Origin of the sequence: Serratia sp. CY52157, from assembly GCF_052168495.1 — a bacterium.
In the GTDB taxonomy this organism is placed as follows: domain Bacteria; phylum Pseudomonadota; class Gammaproteobacteria; order Enterobacterales; family Enterobacteriaceae; genus Serratia; species Serratia ureilytica.
Genome location: NZ_JBJNMO010000005.1, coordinates 409,475 through 428,537, shown reverse-complemented (window position 1 = coordinate 428,537; position 19,063 = coordinate 409,475). Strand labels below are relative to the sequence as shown.

Here is a 19,063-nt window from a genome sequence, read left to right as displayed (position 1 = left end):
TAACATGTTATCGGTAACATTGTCGAAGGAAGTTTGAGCGGTTGCAATGGGCTTTCGCCGTGAGGATCGTTAACTGTGATCGGCTTCAAGCTTTTTTCCTGTGCGCTAAACAGGATGCCGACAGCCTGTTACATGCTGACAACAGAGCATGGCAGGGGAGCAGGGGCGCACTGGGGCGCCCCTCGGATGAGCAGGATTAGCGCACGCCGCCGTAGGCCAGGCTGATCTCTTTCGCCGCGTGGATCACCAGCGCGCCCAGCTCGATCACGCGATCGTCGGTGATGCGCGACACCGGGCCGGAGATGGAAATGGCGGCGAAGGCTTCGCGGTGCTCGTCGAAGATGCAGGCCGCCACGCAGCGCAGGCCGAGCGCGTGCTCTTCGTCGTCAAAGGAGAAGCCCTGTTTGCGGATCTGCGCCAGCCCCTCTTTCAGGTTGTGCGGCGTCAGGGTATGCGGCGTGTAGGTGTGCATGCCTTTCTTGTGCAGCAGTTTGGTCACCTGATCGTCCGGCAGGGTGGCGAGGAACGCTTTGCCGGCGCCGGAGGCGTGCATCGGCAGTTTGCCGCCGATCGGCGCCGACATGCGCATCAGCGCCGTGCACTGCACCTGATCGATGATGATCGCCTGGTACTCGCTGGTATCCAGCACCGCCAGGTTGACGGTTTCGCCGGACTCCTCCATCAGGCGGCGCAGCGTTGGATGCACCATCGCCAGCAGGTTGCGGCTTTGCAGGAAGCTGCTGCCGACCACAAAGGCGTGCGAGCCGATGGTCCACAGGCCGAGATCGCCGACCTGGCGCACGAATCCCTGCTGCTGCATGGTGGTGAGCAGGCGGTGAGTGGTGGAGTTCGGCAGGCCGGCCTGCTGGGCCAGATCGGTCAGCGCCACGTTGCCCTGGGCTTCCGAAATGTATTCCAACAGTTTCAGGCCACGGGTCAACGATTGTACCTGACCGGTCGCCGCACTGGCGGCGGGGGCTGCTGCGCGGGGCTTCTTGCCGCGCTTGGCGGGAGCAGGGGTGGCCATGGGTGAGATTCCTTTTTCCGTATGATGGAATTCATTTTCGTTTTTTGTCGATGAATTGCAAGCCGCCGTCAGCTCATCGGAGGTGTTGGCGCACAACCTGAAAAACTCTCAATTGTCGCCTGGCCCTTTGTCCTTACAAGCTGTGCTAGGATGACTCGTTGGTTTTTGCGGCAGTTGAGCAATGGGCTGGATGGCAATGGAAGGGGTTACAGTGACGAATCGAGTAGAACAACTGCGCCGCCAGTTAGCGCAGCGCATTTTGGTGTTGGACGGCGGCATGGGCACCATGATCCAGAGCTACCGTCTGGATGAGCGCGATTTCCGCGGTGAGCGTTTCGCCGACTGGCGCAGCGATCTGAAAGGCAATAACGATCTGCTGGTGCTGACCAAGCCGGAAGTGATCACCGCCATTCATTACGCCTATCTCGAGGCGGGCGCCGATATCCTTGAGACCAATACCTTCAACTCCACCTCCATCGCCATGGCCGACTACCATATGGAGTCGCTGTCCGCCGAGATTAACTATCAGGCCGCCTGCCTGGCGCGCGCCAGCGCCGACGAATGGACGGCGCGCACGCCGGAAAAACCGCGCTACGTCGCCGGGGTGTTGGGGCCGACCAACCGCACCGCGTCCATCTCGCCGAACGTCAACGATCCGGCGTTCCGCAACATCTCGTTCGATGAACTGGTGGCGGCTTACCGCGAATCGACCCGCGCGCTGGTGGAAGGCGGCGTCGATCTGATCATGATCGAAACCATCTTCGACACCCTCAACGCCAAGGCCGCCGCTTTTGCGGTGGAAACCGAATTCGAAGCGCTGGGGGTGGAACTGCCGATCATGATTTCCGGCACCATCACCGACGCTTCCGGCCGCACCCTGTCCGGCCAGACCACCGAAGCGTTTTACAATTCGCTGCGCCACGTCAAGCCGCTGACCTTCGGCCTGAACTGCGCCCTGGGGCCGGATGAGCTGCGTCAGTACGTCGCCGAGCTGGCGCGCATCTCGGAGACCTACGTCACCGCACACCCGAACGCCGGTTTGCCGAACGCCTTTGGCGAGTACGATCTGGATGCGGCCGAGATGGCGCGCCAGGTCGGGGAGTGGGCGCAGGCCGGCTTCCTCAATATTATCGGCGGCTGCTGCGGCACCACGCCGGAACATATCGCCGCGATGGCCAAGGCGGTCGAGGGCGTGCCGCCGCGCCGGCTGCCGGATATCCCGGTCGCCTGCCGCCTGGCCGGTCTGGAGCCGTTGACCATCGACGCCAACACCCTGTTCGTCAACGTCGGCGAGCGCACCAACGTCACCGGCTCGGCGCGTTTCAAACGCTTGATCAAAGAAGAGAAATACAACGAGGCGCTCGAGGTGGCGCGTCAGCAGGTCGAGAGCGGCGCGCAGATCATCGACATCAACATGGATGAGGGGATGCTCGACGCCGAAGCGGCGATGGTGCGCTTCCTCAACCTGATCGCCGGCGAGCCGGATATCGCCCGGGTGCCGATCATGATCGACTCCTCCAAGTGGTCCGTTATCGAGAAAGGCCTGAAGTGCATTCAGGGCAAGGGCATCGTCAACTCGATCTCGATGAAGGAGGGCGAAGAGGCCTTTATCCACCACGCCAGGCTGGTGCGCCGCTATGGCGCCGCGGTGGTGGTGATGGCGTTCGACGAAGTGGGCCAGGCGGACACCCGCGAGCGCAAGTTCGAGATCTGTCGCCGCGCCTATAAAATTTTGACCGAACGCGTCGGTTTCCCGCCGGAAGACATCATTTTCGACCCGAACATCTTCGCCGTCGCCACCGGCATCGACGAGCACAACAACTACGCCGTCGACTTTATCGAAGCCTGCGCCGACATCAAAACCCACCTGCCGCACGCGATGATCTCCGGCGGGGTGTCCAACGTGTCGTTCTCGTTCCGCGGCAACGATCCGGTGCGTGAAGCGATCCACGCGGTATTCCTGTATCACGCCATTCGCAACGGCATGGACATGGGCATCGTCAACGCCGGGCAGCTGGCGATTTACGACGATCTGCCTGGCGAGCTGCGCGAGGCGGTAGAAGACGTGATCCTCAACCGTCGCGAGGACGGCACCGAACGCCTGCTGGAACTGGCGGAAAAGTACCGCGGCAGCAAAGACGGCGAAGCGGCGGTGCAGCAGGCGGAATGGCGCGGCTGGCCGGTGGAGAAGCGGCTGGAATACTCGCTGGTGAAGGGCATCACCGAGTTTATCGAACTGGACACCGAAGAAGCGCGGCAGCAGGCCGAACGCCCGATCGAAGTGATCGAAGGGCCGCTGATGGCCGGGATGAACGTGGTCGGCGATCTGTTCGGCGAGGGCAAGATGTTCCTGCCGCAGGTGGTGAAATCCGCCCGCGTGATGAAGCAGGCGGTGGCCTACCTGGAACCGTACATCGAGGCCAGCAAGCAGCAGGGCACCTCCGCGGGGAAAATCCTGTTGGCGACGGTGAAAGGCGACGTGCACGACATCGGCAAGAACATCGTCGGCGTGGTGCTGCAGTGCAACAACTATGAAATCGTCGATCTTGGCGTGATGGTGCCGACGGAGAAAATCCTGCGCACCGCGCGCGAGGAGAATGTCGACATCATCGGCCTGTCGGGGCTGATCACGCCGTCGCTCGACGAGATGGTCAACGTGGCCAAAGAGATGGAGCGCCAGGGCTTTACGCTGCCGCTGCTAATCGGCGGCGCCACCACCTCCAAGGCGCACACCGCGGTGAAAATCGAGCAGAACTACAGCGGCCCGACCACCTACGTGCAAAACGCCTCGCGCACCGTGGGCGTGGTGTCGGCGCTGCTGTCCGCCACCCAGCGCGACGAGTTTGTGGCGCGCACCCGCAAAGAGTATGAAACGGTGCGCATTCAACACGCGCGCAAAAAGCCGCGCACGCCGCCGGTCGATTTGCACAAGGCGCGCGCCAACGCCATGGCGCTGAACTGGGCCGACTATCAGCCGCCGGCGCCGCGGCAGCTTGGCGTGTTTCCGGTGTCGGCCGGCATCGAGACGCTGCGCCACTATATCGACTGGACGCCGTTCTTCATGACCTGGTCGCTGGCGGGCAAATACCCGCGCATCCTCGAGGATGAGGTGGTGGGGGAAGAGGCCAAGCGCCTGTTCCATGACGCCAATCAGATGCTGGATCGGTTGGCCGCCGAGCGCAGCCTTAACCCGCGCGGCGTTTACGGCCTGTTCCCGGCCAACCGCGTCGGCGACGACGTGGAGGTATACCGCGACGAACGGCGTGACGAGGTGCTGGCGGTGAGCCGCCACCTGCGGCAACAGACGGAAAAAACCGACTTCCCGAACTACTGCCTGGCGGACTTTGTGGCGCCGAAAAGCAGCGGCAAAGCCGACTACTTCGGCGCCTTCGCGGTGACCGGCGGGCTGGAGGAAGACGCGCTGGCGGCGGCGTACGACGCGCAGCATGACGATTACAACAAAATCATGGTCAAGGCGCTGGCGGATCGTTTGGCGGAGGCCTTCGCCGAATACCTGCACGAACAGGTGCGCAAGCTGCACTGGGGCTATGCCGCCGACGAGAGCCTGAGCAACGAGGAGCTGATCCGGGAAAACTATCAGGGCATCCGGCCGGCGCCGGGTTACCCGGCCTGCCCGGAGCACACCGAAAAAGCGACCATCTGGCAGCTGTTGGACGTCAACCGCCACACCGGTATGGAACTGACGGAGTCCTTCGCCATGTGGCCGGGGGCGGCGGTGTCCGGCTGGTACTTCAGCCACCCCGAGAGCAAGTACTTCGCGGTGGCGCAGATCCAGCGCGATCAGGTGGAAGACTACGCGGCGCGTAAAGGGATGAGCGTGAGCGAGGTCGAGCGCTGGCTGGCGCCAAACCTCGGCTACGACGCCGACTGACTTTCCTCTTTAAGGGCGCAGCGATGCGCCCTTGTCATTTACAGCGCTTCCACATCGATGTGCAGCGCGTCGTACCGCCAATACTCCAGGTCGCAATCGATCACCCTGTCGTGCTGATCGCGATTCACCCGCGTAATGAACAGCGCCGGGCTGCCGTAGGTCACCTTCAGCATGGCGGCGGCCTGCTGCGGCAGCAGGGTGGGCAGCATGTCGAAACGCACCCGGCCGTAGTGAATGCCGTAGCGCGCGGCGTACAGCGCGGTCAGCGACTGGGTGAGATCTTCGTCCAGAATGCCGGGGAAATAGGCCGGATTGAGGTAGTGCTCGCAGTACAGCACCGCGCGTCCGTCGATGTAGCGCAGCCGGCGAATGCGATAGGCCTGCGCGCCGGGAGGCAGCGCCAGGCGGCCGGCGAGCGGCGCGTCGAGCGTGACGACCGCGCTGTCGATCGCTTCGGTATGCGCGGCGCGCCCCTGCTGCTGCGCCATGGCGTGAAAATGGCTGCGCTGCAGCGGGTTGTAGATCAAACGTGGCGGCGAGATGAACCAGCCGCGCCGCACCTGGCGGTAGATGACGCCCTGCGCCTCCAACTGGCCGAGCGCCTCCTGCAAGGTAATGCGGGTGGTGGCGAATTGCTCGCTCAGGGCGCGTTCGGAGGGCAGCTTGCCGCCCGCGGCGAACTCGCCGGCGGTGATGCGGGCGCTCAGCGTTTGGCAGATGGTGGCGACGGTCGTCGGTGCTTCACTCATACAGCGGGTGTCCCGTTTCAGTGCGTTTGGCCTTCCTTAAGGTAGACCAGCGTCGCGTTTTCGCCGTTGCAATGGGTGATAAAACTGTCGCTTTTTTAAGCTGACATATAATTATCACATTCGTCCGTTAGATTGGTTTGGTCCTTGCTGGACTAGTCCAGCCATCCCCACACTACCACCTGGAGCATCAGTTATGAAACGTTTGTGCGCTTCTGTGTTAACCAGTGCCATCGTGTTATCCAGCCAGATGAGCTGGGCCGCGGATACCGATCTGGCGGCGCTGGAGCAGGCCGCGAAGAAAGAAGGCGAAGTCAACAGCGTCGGCATGCCGGACAGCTGGGCCAACTGGAAAGGCACCTGGCAAGATCTGTTGAGCAAGTACGGCCTGAAGCATGTCGATACCGACATGAGCTCCGCGCAGGAGATCGCCAAATTTGATGCGGAAAAGAACAACGCCACGGCGGACATCGGTGACGTCGGCGCGGCCTTCGGCCCGGTGGCGGTGCAGAAGGGTGTAACGCAGCCGTACAAACCGTCTACCTGGGATCAGGTGCCGGAGTGGGCGAAAGACAAAGACGGGCACTGGGCGCTGGCTTACACCGGCACCATCGCCTTCATCATCAACAAGCAGCAGGTGAAAGACATCCCGCGCAGCTGGGCCGATCTGCTCAAGGGCAGCTATCAGGTCACCATCGGCGACGTCGGCACCGCGTCGCAGGCGGCCAGCGGCGTGCTGGCGGCGACCTACGCCATGGGCGGCAACGAGAAAAACCTCAAGCCGGGCCTGGAATTCTTCGGCAAGCTGGCCAAGGCCGGCCGCCTGAGCCTGAGTAACCCGGTGATCGCATCGTTGGAGAAAGGGGAAGTGCAGGTTGGCGTGGTGTGGGACTTCAACGGCCTGAACTATCGCGATCAGATCGACAAAACCCGTTTTGAAGTGCTGATCCCGTCGGACGGCTCGATCACCTCCGGCTACACCACCATCATCAACAAATACGCCAAGCACCCGAACGCCGCCAAGCTGGCGCGCGAATACATCTTCTCCGACGCCGGCCAGATCAACCTGGCGCGCGGCTATGCCCGCCCGATCCGCGCCGAACATCTGACGCTGCCGGACGACGTCAAGGCCAAGCTGCTGCCGGCCGAGCAGTACAAGAACGCGCACCCGATCGCCGATCCGGCGGCCTGGGAACAGAGCGCCAAAGCGCTGCCGCGTTTGTGGCAGGAAAACGTCATTATGTTTATGCAGCAGTGAGTTAACGCACCATGAAAACGATCCTCGTGCTGCTGGACGGCCTCAACTACCGGGTGGCGCATGACGCCATGGGGTATCTGCAGGCCGAATGCGCGGCGGGACGCGGGCGGTTGTACCTGCTGGAGAGCGAGTTGCCCTCGCTCTCCCGGCCGCTGTATGAATGCATCCTCACCGGCGTCACGCCGGTGGAGAGCGGTGTGGTGCACAACCACGTCTCGCGCCTTTCTCATCAACAAAGCGTGTTTCATTACGCGCGCGCCGCCGGGCTGACCACCGCCGCCGCCGCGTATCATTGGTTCAGCGAATTGTATAACCGCACGCCGTTCGACGCCGCGCGCGACCGCCACACCGACGCTCCCGAGCTGCCGATTCAGCACGGCCATTTCTATTACGACGACGGCTATCCCGACAGCCATCTGTTCGACGACGCCGAAAGCCTGCGCCAGCGTCATCAGCCGGATTTCCTGCTGATCCACCCGATGAACATCGACGACGCCGGGCACCGCTTCGGCCTCTCTTCGCCGCAGTACCGCAACGCGGCGCGCCGCGCCGACGGCTCGCTGTCGCGCTACCTGCCCGAGTGGCTGGCGGCCGGTTATCAGGTGCTGGTCACCGCCGACCACGGCATGAACGACGATCGCAGCCACGGCGGGGTGTTGCCGGAAGAGCGCCAGGTGCCGCTGTTCGTGTTCGGCGCGGGCTTCAGCCTGGACGACGCCGATCCGCAGCAAACCGAGCTGTGCGGCACGATCTGCGATCTGCTGCAGGCGCCGCACGACAAGCCGCGCTGTCGGGCGCTTCTGGCGCAGGATGCGCGATGAACAGCAAAACCAAATGGATCGCCGCGCTGTGCCTGCTGCCGTTTATCGTGCTGTTCGGCGCGTTTCAGATCGCCCCGCTGGTGTGGATCGCGGTTCACAGCTTTTTCAGCGAGAGCAGCGGCTGGGGATGGGGCAACTATGTCGATATCCTTACGTCGCCGTTCTACCTGCAGGCCTTTCAGTTCTCGCTGGAGATCTCGCTGTGGTCGAGCGTCTACGGCTTGCTGATTGCATTAGTGGGCAGTTACTCACTTCGCCAGCTCGGCCAGACCCGCTTTCATGACTTCGTGATGTCGTTCACCAACATGACCAGCAACTTCGCCGGGGTGCCGCTGGCGTTCGCCTTCGTCATTCTGTTGGGGTTGAACGGCTGCCTGACGCTGCTGCTGCGCAAATACGGTTTGATGGAGAGCTTCAACCTCTATTCCAAGAGCGGCCTGATCGTGCTGTATACCTACTTCCAGATCCCGTTGGGCGTGCTGTTGCTGTATCCGGCGTTCGATGCGCTGCGCGCCGATTGGCGCGAGTCGGCGGCGCTGCTCGGCGCCGGCCCCTGGCGCTACTGGCGGCATATCGGCCTGCCGGTGTTGGCGCCGGCGCTGATGGGCACCTTCGTCATCCTGCTGGCCAACGCGCTGGGCGCCTACGCCACGGTGTACGCGCTGACCACCGGCAACTTCAACGTGATCCCGATCCGCATCTCGGCGCTGGTGGCGGGGGACATCTCCCTCGATCCGAACCTGGCCAGCGCGTTGGCGATGCTGCTGGTGGCGATGATGGCGTTTATCACGGTGATCCACCAATGGATGCTGCGCAGGAGCTACCTCAATGCGCGCTCATAATCGGATGGAGAATGCTCATGTCGCGTGTTGAACGCCTGTACCACCGCACGGTGACCGGCCTGCTGCTGTTGATTCTGCTGCTGCCGCTGGCGGCGACGCTGGTTTACGCGCTGGCCACCCAGTGGGGCGCCACCATTTTGCCGGACGGTTTTACCCTGAAATGGCTGACGGCGTTGTGGAGCGATTCGCGCTTTTTGCTGGCGCTGTGGCACTCGCTGCTGATCTGCTTTGGCACGTTGCTGCTGTCGGTGGTGGTGATCCTGCCGGCGATGTTTGTGATCGCTTACTACTTCCCCAAGCTGGACGCGGTGATGAACGTGCTGATCCTGCTGCCGTTCGCCGTGCCGCCGGTGGTGTCGGCGGTGGGGCTGATGCAGCTGTTCGCCGCCGATCCGCTGCCGCTGCTCGGCACCCCCTGGATTTTGGTGGGCTGCTATTTCACCATCGCGCTGCCGTTTATCTACCGCGCCATCAGCAACAACATGCAGGCGATCAACCTGCGCGATCTGATGGACGCCGCGCACCTGCTCGGCGCCAGCACCTGGCAGGCGGCGCTGTGGGTGGTGCTGCCGAACCTGCGCAAGGGCGGAACGATCGCCGTGCTGCTGTCGTTTTCGTTCCTGATCGGCGAGTTCGTGTTCGCCAACCTGCTGGTGGGCAGCCAGTATGAAACGCTGCAGGTCTATCTGTTCAATATGCGCAACGGCAGCGGGCATTTTACCAGCGCGCTGGTCATCTCCTATTTCGCCGTGGTGCTGCTCGTCACCTGGCTGGCGAACCTGCTGAATAAAAACAAGGGCTAACCCGATGGCTTATCTCAACGTCACCCGCCTGAACAAACACTATGGCCAGACCCAAGTGTTTCAGGATATCGATTTCACCGCCGAAGAGGGGGAGTTCGTCACCCTGCTGGGGCCTAGCGGCTGCGGCAAATCGACGCTGCTGCGCTGTCTGGCCGGCCTGACCCCGGTCGACAGCGGGCAAATTTTGCTGCAGGGCCAGGATCTGGTGCCGCTGGCGCCGCAAAAGCGCGGCATCGGCATGGTGTTTCAAAGTTATGCGCTGTTTCCCAATATGACGGTGGAAGGCAACGTGGCCTTCGGCCTGAAAATGCAGAAGCTGGCGGCCGGACAGATCGGACAGCGGGTGCAGGAGGCGCTGGCGCTGGTGGAGCTGAGCGATTTGGCGAAGCGCTATCCGCATCAGCTGTCGGGCGGCCAGTGTCAGCGCGTAGCGTTGGCGCGATCGCTGGTCACTCGCCCGCGTCTGCTGCTGCTCGACGAACCGCTGTCGGCGCTGGATGCGCGTATTCGCAAACACCTGCGCGAGCAGATCCGGCGCATTCAGCGCGAGCTGAACCTGACGGCGATCTTCGTCACCCACGATCAGGAAGAGGCGCTGACCCTGTCGGATCGCATCGTGCTGATGAACAAGGGGCAGATCGTGCAGAGCGGCGATGCGGAAACCCTGTATACCCAGCCGGCGGATGCCTTCGCCGCCGGGTTTATCGGCAACTACAACCTGCTGAGCGCCGAACAGGCCGGCCGCTTGACCGGGCGCAGCTATGTCGGCAAGGTGGCGATCCGCCCCGAATCGATCGGCCTGTTGCCGGCCGGACAGGGGATCGGCGGGGTGATCCTGGGTCACAGTTTGCTCGGGAATGTGGTACGGTATCGGATTCAGGTTTGCGAGGTAGAATTGCTGGTTGACGTGCTCAACCGTTCGGTGGCCGACCTGCGGCCCGACGGCGCGGAAATTGGGCTACACTTGGAACCTGTTGTATTGCGGGAAGTTGCATGACTTCGCAGCGCGGCGCCGGGGCCTTCCCGCCGCCGCATTAACCCTTCTCTTCTGCGGTCTGCCGCCCGCCCGCTGTCCTGCCAGACCCACGCCCGGCAGGCGGGACCGCGCGCTGTATCCGTCATCCTTTGGCTCGCCTCTCTGCGTCGCGTGACAAGCATCGGGTATCAGCCTCCTTTGGCCGGGCGTTAATGGAGCGTATCTTCCGTGCTGACCCTTCTTCACCTGCTTTCGTCCGTGGCGCTGTTGGTGTGGGGCACCCACATCGTGCGCACCGGGATCATGCGGGTTTACGGCGCCAATCTGCGGCGCGTGTTGAGCGACAGCGTTGAGAAAAAACCGCTGGCGTTCGTTTCCGGCATCGGCGTGACCGCGCTGGTGCAAAGCAGCAACGCCACCGCGCTGCTGGTGACCTCTTTCGTCGCGCAGGGGCTGGTGGGGCTGGCGCCTGCGCTGGTGATCATGCTGGGCGCCGACGTCGGCACCGCGCTGATGGCGCGCGTGCTGACCTTCGATCTTTCCTGGCTGTCGCCGCTGCTGATCCTGGTCGGCGTCTTCCTGTTCCTCAGCCGCAAACAGATGCGGATCGGCCAGATCGGGCGCGTCCTGATCGGCCTTGGGCTGATCGTGCTGGCGCTGGAGCTGATCGTCGCCGCCGCCACGCCGATCACCCAGGCGGCCGGGGTGAAAGTGCTGTTCTCGTCGCTGACCGGCGACGTGATGCTGGATGCCCTGACCGGCGCGCTGTTCGCCATCGTCAGCTATTCCAGCCTGGCGGCGGTGCTGCTGACCGCCACCCTGACCGCATCCGGCGTGATTTCGCTGAAGGTGGCGCTCTGTCTGGTGATCGGCGCCAACCTCGGCAGCGGCCTGCTGGCGATGATCAACGCCAGCGGCCAGAACGCCGCGGGGCGGCGCGTGGCGCTCGGCAGCCTGCTGTTCAAGCTGGTGGGCTGCATACTGGTGCTGCCGTTCGTCTCCTATCTGGCGGATTTGATGGCTCAACTGCCGGGCGGCAGCGAAGAGCTGGTGATCTATTTCCACGTGTTCTACAACCTGATCCGCTGCCTGGTGATGATCCCGCTGGCCGGGCCGATGGCGACGCTGTGCGAACGGCTGATCGTCGACGAAGCGGCCGACGATCCGCGCATGCGGCCGCGCCATCTGGACGCCAGCGCGCTGGACACGCCGACGCTGGCGTTGGCCAACGCGGCGCGCGAAACGCTGCGCATGGGCGACGTGGTGGAACACATGATGATCCTGCAACGTGAGGTGCTGCACGGTAAGCAGGGGGGCGATAAAGAGGTGCGGCGCCTCGACGATGACGTCGACGTGCTGTACACCGCCATCAAGCTGTATCTGGCGCAGATCCAGAAGGAAGATCTGGGCGAGGAAGACTCGCGCCGCTGGGCGGAGATCATCGAAATGGCGCTCAACCTGGAACAGGCGGGCGACATCATCGAGCGAATGGCCGGCGACGTGGGCGCCAAGTCGCACGCCGCGCGCCGCGCCTTCTCGGCGGAAGGGTTGGCGGAGCTGGACGGGCTGCACGAACGGCTGATCGGCAATCTGCGCCTGGGGCTGTCGGTGTTCCTGTCCGGCGACGTCACCAGCGCCAAGCGCCTGCGCCGTTCCAAGCACCGCTTCCGCATTTTGGATCGCCGCTACGCGCACGCGCACGTCGATCGTTTGCACCAGCAAAACGTGCAGAGCATCGAGACCAGTTCGTTGCATTTGGGATTGTTGGGGGACATGAAGCGCCTGAACTCGCTGTTCTGCGCAGTGGCTTACAACGTGTTGGATCAGGATGCCAAGGACGACGATCGCGACTGGGAAGACACCCCGAGCACGCTGTAAAAAAAACGCCCCCGGTTTTAACCGGGGGCGTTGCGTTGGGGAGTGTTATTTGCCGCTGAACACCCCGGCTTTGGCGTCCGCTTGCTGAGTTGAAGCATGGCCGCTGGCGATCGGCACGTTGCCGCCGACGCTTTGCTTCGCCGCGCCGCCTAACAGCCCGCCGATCGTGGCGGCCGCATCGACGCGGCCGCCGCCCTGATAGCGCTGGCCGCTGACGTCCTGCTGGCTGACCTTGCCGCCGCCCAGTTCCACCTTGCCCTGCTGGCTGCGGATCTCGCCGCCGGTCAGTTGGGTTTGGCCGCCGACCTGCAGCGCCACGCCGTTCTTGCCGGTAATCGCCGACTGCTCGCCAACCGCGTTGTTGTTCACCACGTCGGCATTGACCTTGAGGTGCCCCTGGCGACCGGCCGGACCGGTGATGCTGTCTTTCACCGCGCCGCCGACGGTGCGTGCGCCGCGATCCCACAGCGGGCCTTGCGGTTTTTCACCGGCCGGCGTTGCCGGCAGCGTGACTTTGCCGTCGGCCTTGCTGAAGCTGACCGCGCCGGTGGTGTCCTGCTGCGGATCGAGGCGACGCGCCACGCTGTTGTACTTGTCGGTGGTGGCGTCGGCCACTTTGTTTACCCCGGCCTCCAGTTTCTCTTTCACCTTACCGGCGTAGCGCGGCGTGCCCACCTTCGACAGCTTGGAGGTGACGCTGCTGCCCGGATCGTTGCTGTGGCTCAGGCCGGCATCCACATCCACCTTCACGCCTTTCTCAACGTCTTTGCGGCTTTCAATGCGCAGATCGCCGCCCACCTTGCCCTGGACGCTGTCGGCATCGACGCGCGCCCCGGCGAGACGGGTGTCCTTGCCGCTGTTGATCGCCACGTCGCCCGCGGTGATGCCGGCGTTGGCGTGGGTGGTTTTATCCTGCTGCTCCACGCCGACTTTCAGACCGGCGCCCAGCGTGTGGGTATCTTTGCCGGTGTTCGGATCGACCTTGCCGCCGGCGTCCTTGTTGAAGGTTTGGCCGCCTTTGGCGTTGGCTTTGATGCCCAGGCTCCAGTTGTCCTTATGCTGCTCGTTTTTGGCGGATCCCAGCAGGATGCCGCCGTTTTTCGCCTCGAGCGCGGCGCTGCCGCCGCTGACTTTGGCGCCCTGCAGATGCAGCGCGTCATCGCCTTTGCCGTTGGCGGACAGGGTGACCTTGCCGTCTGAGGCGAGAGTGGCGCCCTGGCGTTCTGTCGCGGACTCATTCACCTTGGCGATGTCGAACGCGCCGCCGGCGGAGAGGCTGCCGCCGGTTTTTTCCTTGCTGTCGCTGCTGCCGGCGCCCAGATCGATATTGCCGGACAGCTTGCTCTCCTTACGCGTTTGGGTCGATTCCGCCGCCCGCAGCGCGACCTGGTTGCCCGCGCTCAGAGTGACGTCGCCCCGGCTCTTGACGTCGGTGCCCTGCAGCGTCAGATCGCGGCCCGCCTTCAGCTCAACGCCCTGTTGGCCGCTGACGTTGCCGACCTGCGCGGTGCTGCTGCTGCTTTCGCTGTTGTGGGTGCCGCCGCCGAACCCGGCGCCGAAGTTTTTACTGTCGGCGGTGAAACCGCCCTTGGCGGAGGCTTTGACGTTAAAGCCGCTGTGGCTTTCGCTCTGTTTGTCGCTGGCCTGATCAAGACGGATATCGCCGCCGGCGTTGACGGCGGTTTTACCGCTGCCCCCGTTCAGCGCGGTGCCCTGATAGACCGCGTCTTTTTTCACGTTGACGTTGATGCCGTTGGCCGCGTCGATCGAGCCGGTCACCGCCTGACTCGCGCTGCTGTTGCTGCGCTGAGTGCCGCCTTCGCCCTTGGCGTCCACGGTCAGATCGCTGCCGGTGGTGGTGTAGACGCGCACGCCGGCGCTGCCGCGGGTGTCGCGGCTCTGCTCGTCCTGACGGTTCGCCGCGGCTTCGCTGCGGTGGCTGTCCGCCGTCAGCGTGACCGCGCCTTTGTCAGCTTGATATTGCGTGCCCTGATCGCGCACTTCGCCTTTGGCGTTGATGTCGATGCTGCCGGCTTTCACCGAGCTGACCACCGCCTGCGAGCTGCTGCTGCGTTTTTCGCTGCTGCCGCCCTGTGCGCCGATATCCAGGCCGACGTTAGGCGCGCCGATGCCGCCGATGTCGTTGATGACGCCGGTGGCGTCCAGCTTGGCCGCCTTGCCGACCGCACGCTCGACCGGACGAGTGACGGCGCTGTAATCGACGTTGGCGCCGATGTTCACGCCGACGTCGGTTTTGGTGGTGCTGCTGCTGGTAGTGTCGGCGGCGGCCAGATGATCGACGCCCGCGGCGTTTTCTTGATAGGCGCCGCCGACGCTGTGTTGCGCGCCTTGCTGGGTCAATTTGTCACGGGCGTTGACAGTCAGGTTGCCTTTGACGTCGCTGCCGGAGGTGACGGCCTTGCTGCTCTGCGCCTGCGTTTTGCTGTTCTCGTAACCGGCCTCTACGCCGCTGCCGAGCTTGTCGATGCCGCCGGTGTAGTAGAAACCGCCGCCGACCTTGGTCTGCTCGGTGTTCGAGGTGGTTTTGTCGTCGGCCGCCAGGAACGAAACCTTATTGCCGCTGACGCTGGCGTCGCCTTTGTCGGCGACCAATTTGGAGCCGCTGAAGGTCACGTCCTTATCCGCTTCGAGCTTCACGCTGCCGCCGCTGAGGGTGGCGCCGCGGTTCTCGGTGCGGGTAGTTTTCTCGCTGTCGCGGGTGTGTTCGATGCGTACACCGGCGCGGTATTGCTTGTCGCCGGCTTCTTTGGCGTAGCCGTTGACGGTAAGCGCGGTCTTCTGCTCGTCGATGTTCTGCCGCTGCTCGGCGGCCTTCACGTTGATGTTGCCGGTCTGTGAGGTGACGTTCAGTTCGCCGCCGCTGGCGACCTGGCTGCCGATCACGTCGGTATCCTTACGGCTGACCAGCTTCAGGTTGGTGTCGGACTTCAGCTCGCTGGCGGTGCTGCTCTGGTAGCTGTTGTCGGCCTTGTGCGAGCTGCTGGTGATGTTGAACACGGTGCCGGTGCGCGCGTCGATTTTGTCCACGGTGGTGCTCAGCGCGTTGTCGATGCGCAGGCCGCCGTGGGTGGCGGTGACTTCGCCGCCTTTCTGGCCGCGCGCCTTGCTGCCGGTGATGGTAACGCCCTGCTGGCCGTTCAGGCGCAGCGTGCCGCCGCTGGTCAGTTCGGAAGCGTGGCTGACTTCGCGGCGGTTGCTGTTGTTCTTGTTGTCGCCGCCGCCGATGCCGCCCCAGGAGGTTTTGTCATCGCGCACCGCTTTGGCGTTGGCGGTTTTCTGCACCCCGATCTGGATCTGGTTGTCTGCGTCGATCGTCAGATCGCGCTGGGCGTGGACCCTGGCGCCCTGGGTTGCGACATTGCGGCCGGCTTTCAACGTCAGTTCGCCCTGGCTGCGCAGTTCGCTGGCCTTCAGGCTTTCGCTTTCGTCGCTGCTGCTCCAACTGCCGGTGCGCAGGCTGGAGGTGTGGTTGCGCTGGTAGCCGCGTTCGCTGGACTTATCCTTCTCCACCAGCCCGGCGAGGTGCGCGTCGCGCGCCGCTTTGACGCTCAGCGCGTGGTCGGCGCTGACGTTGGCGCCCAGCAGCGTCACGTCCTCCCGTGTGCTGACGAGTTTGGCGTTGCCGCTGGCGGCGACGGTGCTGCCCGCCTGCTGCTGCTGCTCGCGCTCGCGGGTGACGTCGTATTGCCAGGAGTAGAACCAGCGGTTGTCGGTGTGACCTTGGGTTTGCTTCAGCTGTTGGCCGTCGAGCGTCAGCTTGCCGCCCTGCAGCGTAATGTCTTCGCCGCGAATATCGGTGGCGGTAAGGTGCGCGTGATTATCCGCCACCAGGCTGATGTTCTTGCCTTTCAGCTCGGTGCGGGTCAGCTTCTGGCTGCTGCTGCGATCGTTGACGTAGATGCCGCCGCGGTAATTTTGATAGTTATCGCCGCCGTTTTTGTTGCTGCTGGCGTCGTCGACGCGGCTTTCGCTGCGGATATCATAGGCTTTCACCTTGAGTTCATCGCCGGCGTTCAACGAGCCGGCCAGCTTCACGCCGCTGCCTTGCGCGGTGTTGATGATGTTGATGCGCCCGGCCTGCATGCTGCCGAGGTAGTAGCTGTCCAGCGCGGTCGTTGGTTGCTCGCTGGCCAGCACCTTGCCGTCGCGCGCCACGCGGTTAAGGCCGCTGATGGCGTTGATCGCCGCCGGCGTCACTTTGCCGTTGCGGTGGGTGAAGTCTTGTACGATGACGTCGCCGCGGCTGTCTATCTTCGGCGCGATCAGATCCAGCACGCCGCCGGCGTTCAGGGTGCCGTTGAGGCTCAGGGTATTGCGGTTGCCCAGGGTGCTGTAGCCCTGCAGCAGGCCGTTTTCCACCAGCGGGTTGCCGACCACCAGCGAGGAGCGGCTGGTGTTGATGAACCCGCAGCCCTGGCAACTGATGCCGTTCGGGTTGGCCAGCACGTAGTCGGCCGCCATGCCGAAGATCTCTTGCTGGCCGTGCAACAGCGACGGATTGCGGCCGATCACTTCATTGAGGATCACGCTGGCTTCGCGCCCGCCCAGATTGGGGTTGGCGCCCAGTTGGCCGGCCAACTGCGACAGCCCCGCCTCGCGGGAGTTGTTCAGCACCGCGCCGGGCTGGTTGACGTTGAAGTCCTGATATTGGTTATGCGACAGCCCGTTGCCGTTCGGCGCGACGATGTCGACCACCTGGGCGCCGGTGGCGGCGGTGGAAACGCCGGGGCCGTTGGCGCCGTTGGCCGCGACGATCTCACCGGCGTAGGCGCCGGCGGAAGCGGCGAGAATTATCGCCAGCGCGGCGGCCAGTTTGCCTGCCGCCGAAAGTCTGAAGTTATTATTTTTCATCCATGTATCTCCGTATATTGCCGTGGGGTCCTGCAAAACTGCTGATTAAAAGGTGTAAGAAAAGCGCGCCAGCACCTGAACGGGATCTTCAGGCGTGGCGTGGTTCGACAAAATCCAGCCGCGGCTGACCTCCAGATCGACCAGCGCCTGCCGGTAGCGTAACGTGGCGCCGCTGCTCACCCCGGCGCTGCTGCGCCAGCCCGAGTTGTCCTGACGCGGCAGAATGCGGCCGACGTCGGCGCCAAGGCGCGGCGTCAGCGTGGCGGCGCCTAAATTGAAGCTGCGCGACAGCGTGTTCTGCAGATACCAGCCGTTGTCGCCGGACTGGGTGCTGCGGCTGAAGCCGCGCACGGCGCTGCGATCGGTAAGGCTAAGCCACTCCACGCCAGGCAGCGGGTCGCGGCTGTATTGGCCGTAGAACAGGTTGTTGAGCTGATAGGTGGCGTCACCCAGCTTGAGGCGCTGGCTCAGGTTGGCGAACAGCTTGCCCTTGGTGAATTGACTGTCGAGGTGCACCGAACTCGGGTGGCGATCGGCGCCCAGCCAGGGCAGGCCCTGCTCGACGCTGAGGTTGGCGCTGAATACCCCATGGGGCAGAATTTGCAGGTGGCTGGCGCTCAGCTCGGCCAGGGTCAGCGTTGGGCTGCTGACCTCAAGACGCACGCTTTCGAAGTAGTTGTCGATGCGCTTGTAGGTCAACTGGCCGCTCAGGCTGTCTATCTGATCGTGGTCGCGATAAAACACGTAGTCGCTGCGCAGCCCGTACTGTTGAGTCTGACCGTGCAGTTTGACCACGTTATGCGGCAACTGCTGGTGGTTCTCATAGGACGAGAAGCTGGCGAACCCGCTGAAGGTGAACGCGCCGTACGGCAGCGAATAGAGCAGGGTGTAGGCGCGATTGTAGCGGTGAGCCGGGTTTTCCAACGTGCTGTTGGCGTTCAGGCTGACGAAGTCCGACAGGCCGAACGGGCTGTCCAGCGTGGCGGTGGCGCGCGCCAGCCACTGGCCGGTGCTTTTCTGGCCGTAATTATCCGTGCCGGCGGTAATCAGCCAGGGCTTGGCGTGCTGATTGCGCAAACGAATGACCGAACCGCCAACCTGGCGGCCGGGTAATATATCCAGCTTGGTGGTATTCGATTGCAAACGATTGGCCTGATCCAATCCTTGATCGAGTTCGGTTAATTTCAGCGGCTTGCCTTCCAGCCCAGGAAATAATAATCGGCTGTTGACCCAGCGATCGCCGCCTTCTATTTTCTCGATAAATCCTTCGGTCACGCTCAGCCCCAATTCCCCCTGCGAATTAGGGCGAACAATTTGCACGCGCGCGGTGATATAGCCTTTTTGCACATAAAGGCGCGTTAATTCGCGGGTCAGGCGATTGATATCGTTGCTGCTGATGCAGTTTTCCGGCAGCGCGCTCAGGGCCGACAAATCGGCCGGCGAGAGCAGGGTAATGCCTTGCAGGTAAACGCCGGCGATCGGCAGGCACTGCGCGGATTGCGGCAGGGCGGGCGCGGCCGGTTCCGGTTCCGCCAGCAGGCGCTGTTGCTTCAGTTGCTGATAGCGGCGCTGTTCAATCAGCTGGTTGACTTCACGCGTGCTGTCTTGCAGCGCGCGGCGTGATTCCCCCATCGACATATCCCGCATCATGTGGGAATCCGGCAGGGTTTCAGCGGAAAGGGCCGTGCTGACCAGCAGCATCAAGGCGGTGATTTTTTTTATCATTGTAATCCATTATGAGAGGCTGCCGGGGCAGCCAGCCCAACCCATGAGGTTAACCACGGGCGACCGACGGCCGGCCCGAAATAATGAGCGACATGCACATTGCGAGGTATCTCGATTTGCCGCAGCAAATAAGACGGTGGGTATAGATCTAAATAATAATTAGGCTGCTTCTTTTTTGGCGGGCAACCCTGGTGACTTAATTAATTAAAAAAAGTGGAGCGTC

Annotated in this window: 11 protein-coding genes; 7 read left to right on the top strand and 4 right to left on the bottom strand. The window is 63.3% G+C overall.

The genetic code is table 11. The features are described 5' to 3' along the window. Positions 1-196: 196 nt before the first annotated feature. Entirely contained in the window at positions 197-1,027 is an 831-nt protein-coding gene (gene iclR, locus ACJ8IP_RS18590) for a glyoxylate bypass operon transcriptional repressor IclR (protein ID WP_004936648.1), read from the bottom strand. A 196-nt stretch (positions 1,028-1,223) separates the two neighbouring features. Between iclR and metH the strand changes: the two genes are divergently transcribed. Beyond that, entirely contained in the window at positions 1,224-4,919 is a 3,696-nt protein-coding gene (metH, locus tag ACJ8IP_RS18585; protein WP_442524486.1) for a methionine synthase, read from the top strand. Positions 4,920-4,957: 38 nt separating this feature from the next. Here the strand turns inward: metH and ACJ8IP_RS18580 are convergent, their stop codons facing one another. Next, positions 4,958-5,668 carry a UTRA domain-containing protein gene (locus ACJ8IP_RS18580; RefSeq protein WP_015379250.1) on the bottom strand — a complete coding sequence of 237 codons (711 nt, stop codon included), beginning with the start codon at positions 5,666-5,668 and terminating at the stop codon, positions 4,958-4,960. 193 nt (positions 5,669-5,861) lie between these two features. On the opposite strand from ACJ8IP_RS18580, the gene ACJ8IP_RS18575 reads away from it, so the two are divergent. The 6 genes from ACJ8IP_RS18575 to ACJ8IP_RS18550 all read left to right on the top strand — a co-directional run bounded on the left by ACJ8IP_RS18575 (position 5,862) and on the right by ACJ8IP_RS18550 (position 12,243). Then, entirely contained in the window at positions 5,862-6,923 is a 1,062-nt protein-coding gene (locus tag ACJ8IP_RS18575) for an ABC transporter substrate-binding protein (RefSeq protein WP_033644381.1), read from the top strand. An 11-nt stretch (positions 6,924-6,934) separates the two neighbouring features. Further along, positions 6,935-7,744 (top strand): alkaline phosphatase family protein, encoded by an 810-nt coding sequence (locus ACJ8IP_RS18570; RefSeq protein WP_016930299.1) that lies wholly within the window; start codon positions 6,935-6,937, stop codon positions 7,742-7,744. After that, a complete protein-coding gene (locus tag ACJ8IP_RS18565; RefSeq protein WP_033651199.1) occupies positions 7,741-8,586 on the top strand; it encodes an ABC transporter permease in 846 nt (281 codons plus the stop codon). The genes ACJ8IP_RS18570 and ACJ8IP_RS18565 overlap by 4 nt, the downstream gene beginning before the upstream one ends. Positions 8,587-8,603: 17 nt before the next feature. Beyond that, a complete protein-coding gene (locus ACJ8IP_RS18560; protein ID WP_033644383.1) occupies positions 8,604-9,389 on the top strand; it encodes an ABC transporter permease in 786 nt (261 codons plus the stop codon). Positions 9,390-9,393: 4 nt separating this feature from the next. After that, positions 9,394-10,386: an ABC transporter ATP-binding protein gene (locus ACJ8IP_RS18555; RefSeq protein ID WP_033651200.1), complete on the top strand. Its 993-nt coding sequence runs from the start codon at positions 9,394-9,396 to the stop codon at positions 10,384-10,386. Between the two features lie 207 nt (positions 10,387-10,593). After that, positions 10,594-12,243, top strand: coding sequence for a Na/Pi cotransporter family protein (locus tag ACJ8IP_RS18550; protein ID WP_047573490.1), 1,650 nt, complete (start codon positions 10,594-10,596; stop codon positions 12,241-12,243). Between the two features lie 45 nt (positions 12,244-12,288). Here the strand turns inward: ACJ8IP_RS18550 and ACJ8IP_RS18545 are convergent, their stop codons facing one another. Continuing rightward, a complete protein-coding gene (locus ACJ8IP_RS18545; protein WP_442524485.1) occupies positions 12,289-17,115 on the bottom strand; it encodes a hemagglutinin repeat-containing protein in 4,827 nt (1,608 codons plus the stop codon). A gap of 45 nt (positions 17,116-17,160) precedes the next feature. Continuing rightward, entirely contained in the window at positions 17,161-18,840 is a 1,680-nt protein-coding gene (locus ACJ8IP_RS18540) for a ShlB/FhaC/HecB family hemolysin secretion/activation protein (protein WP_033651202.1), read from the bottom strand. Positions 18,841-19,063 lie beyond the last annotated feature (223 nt).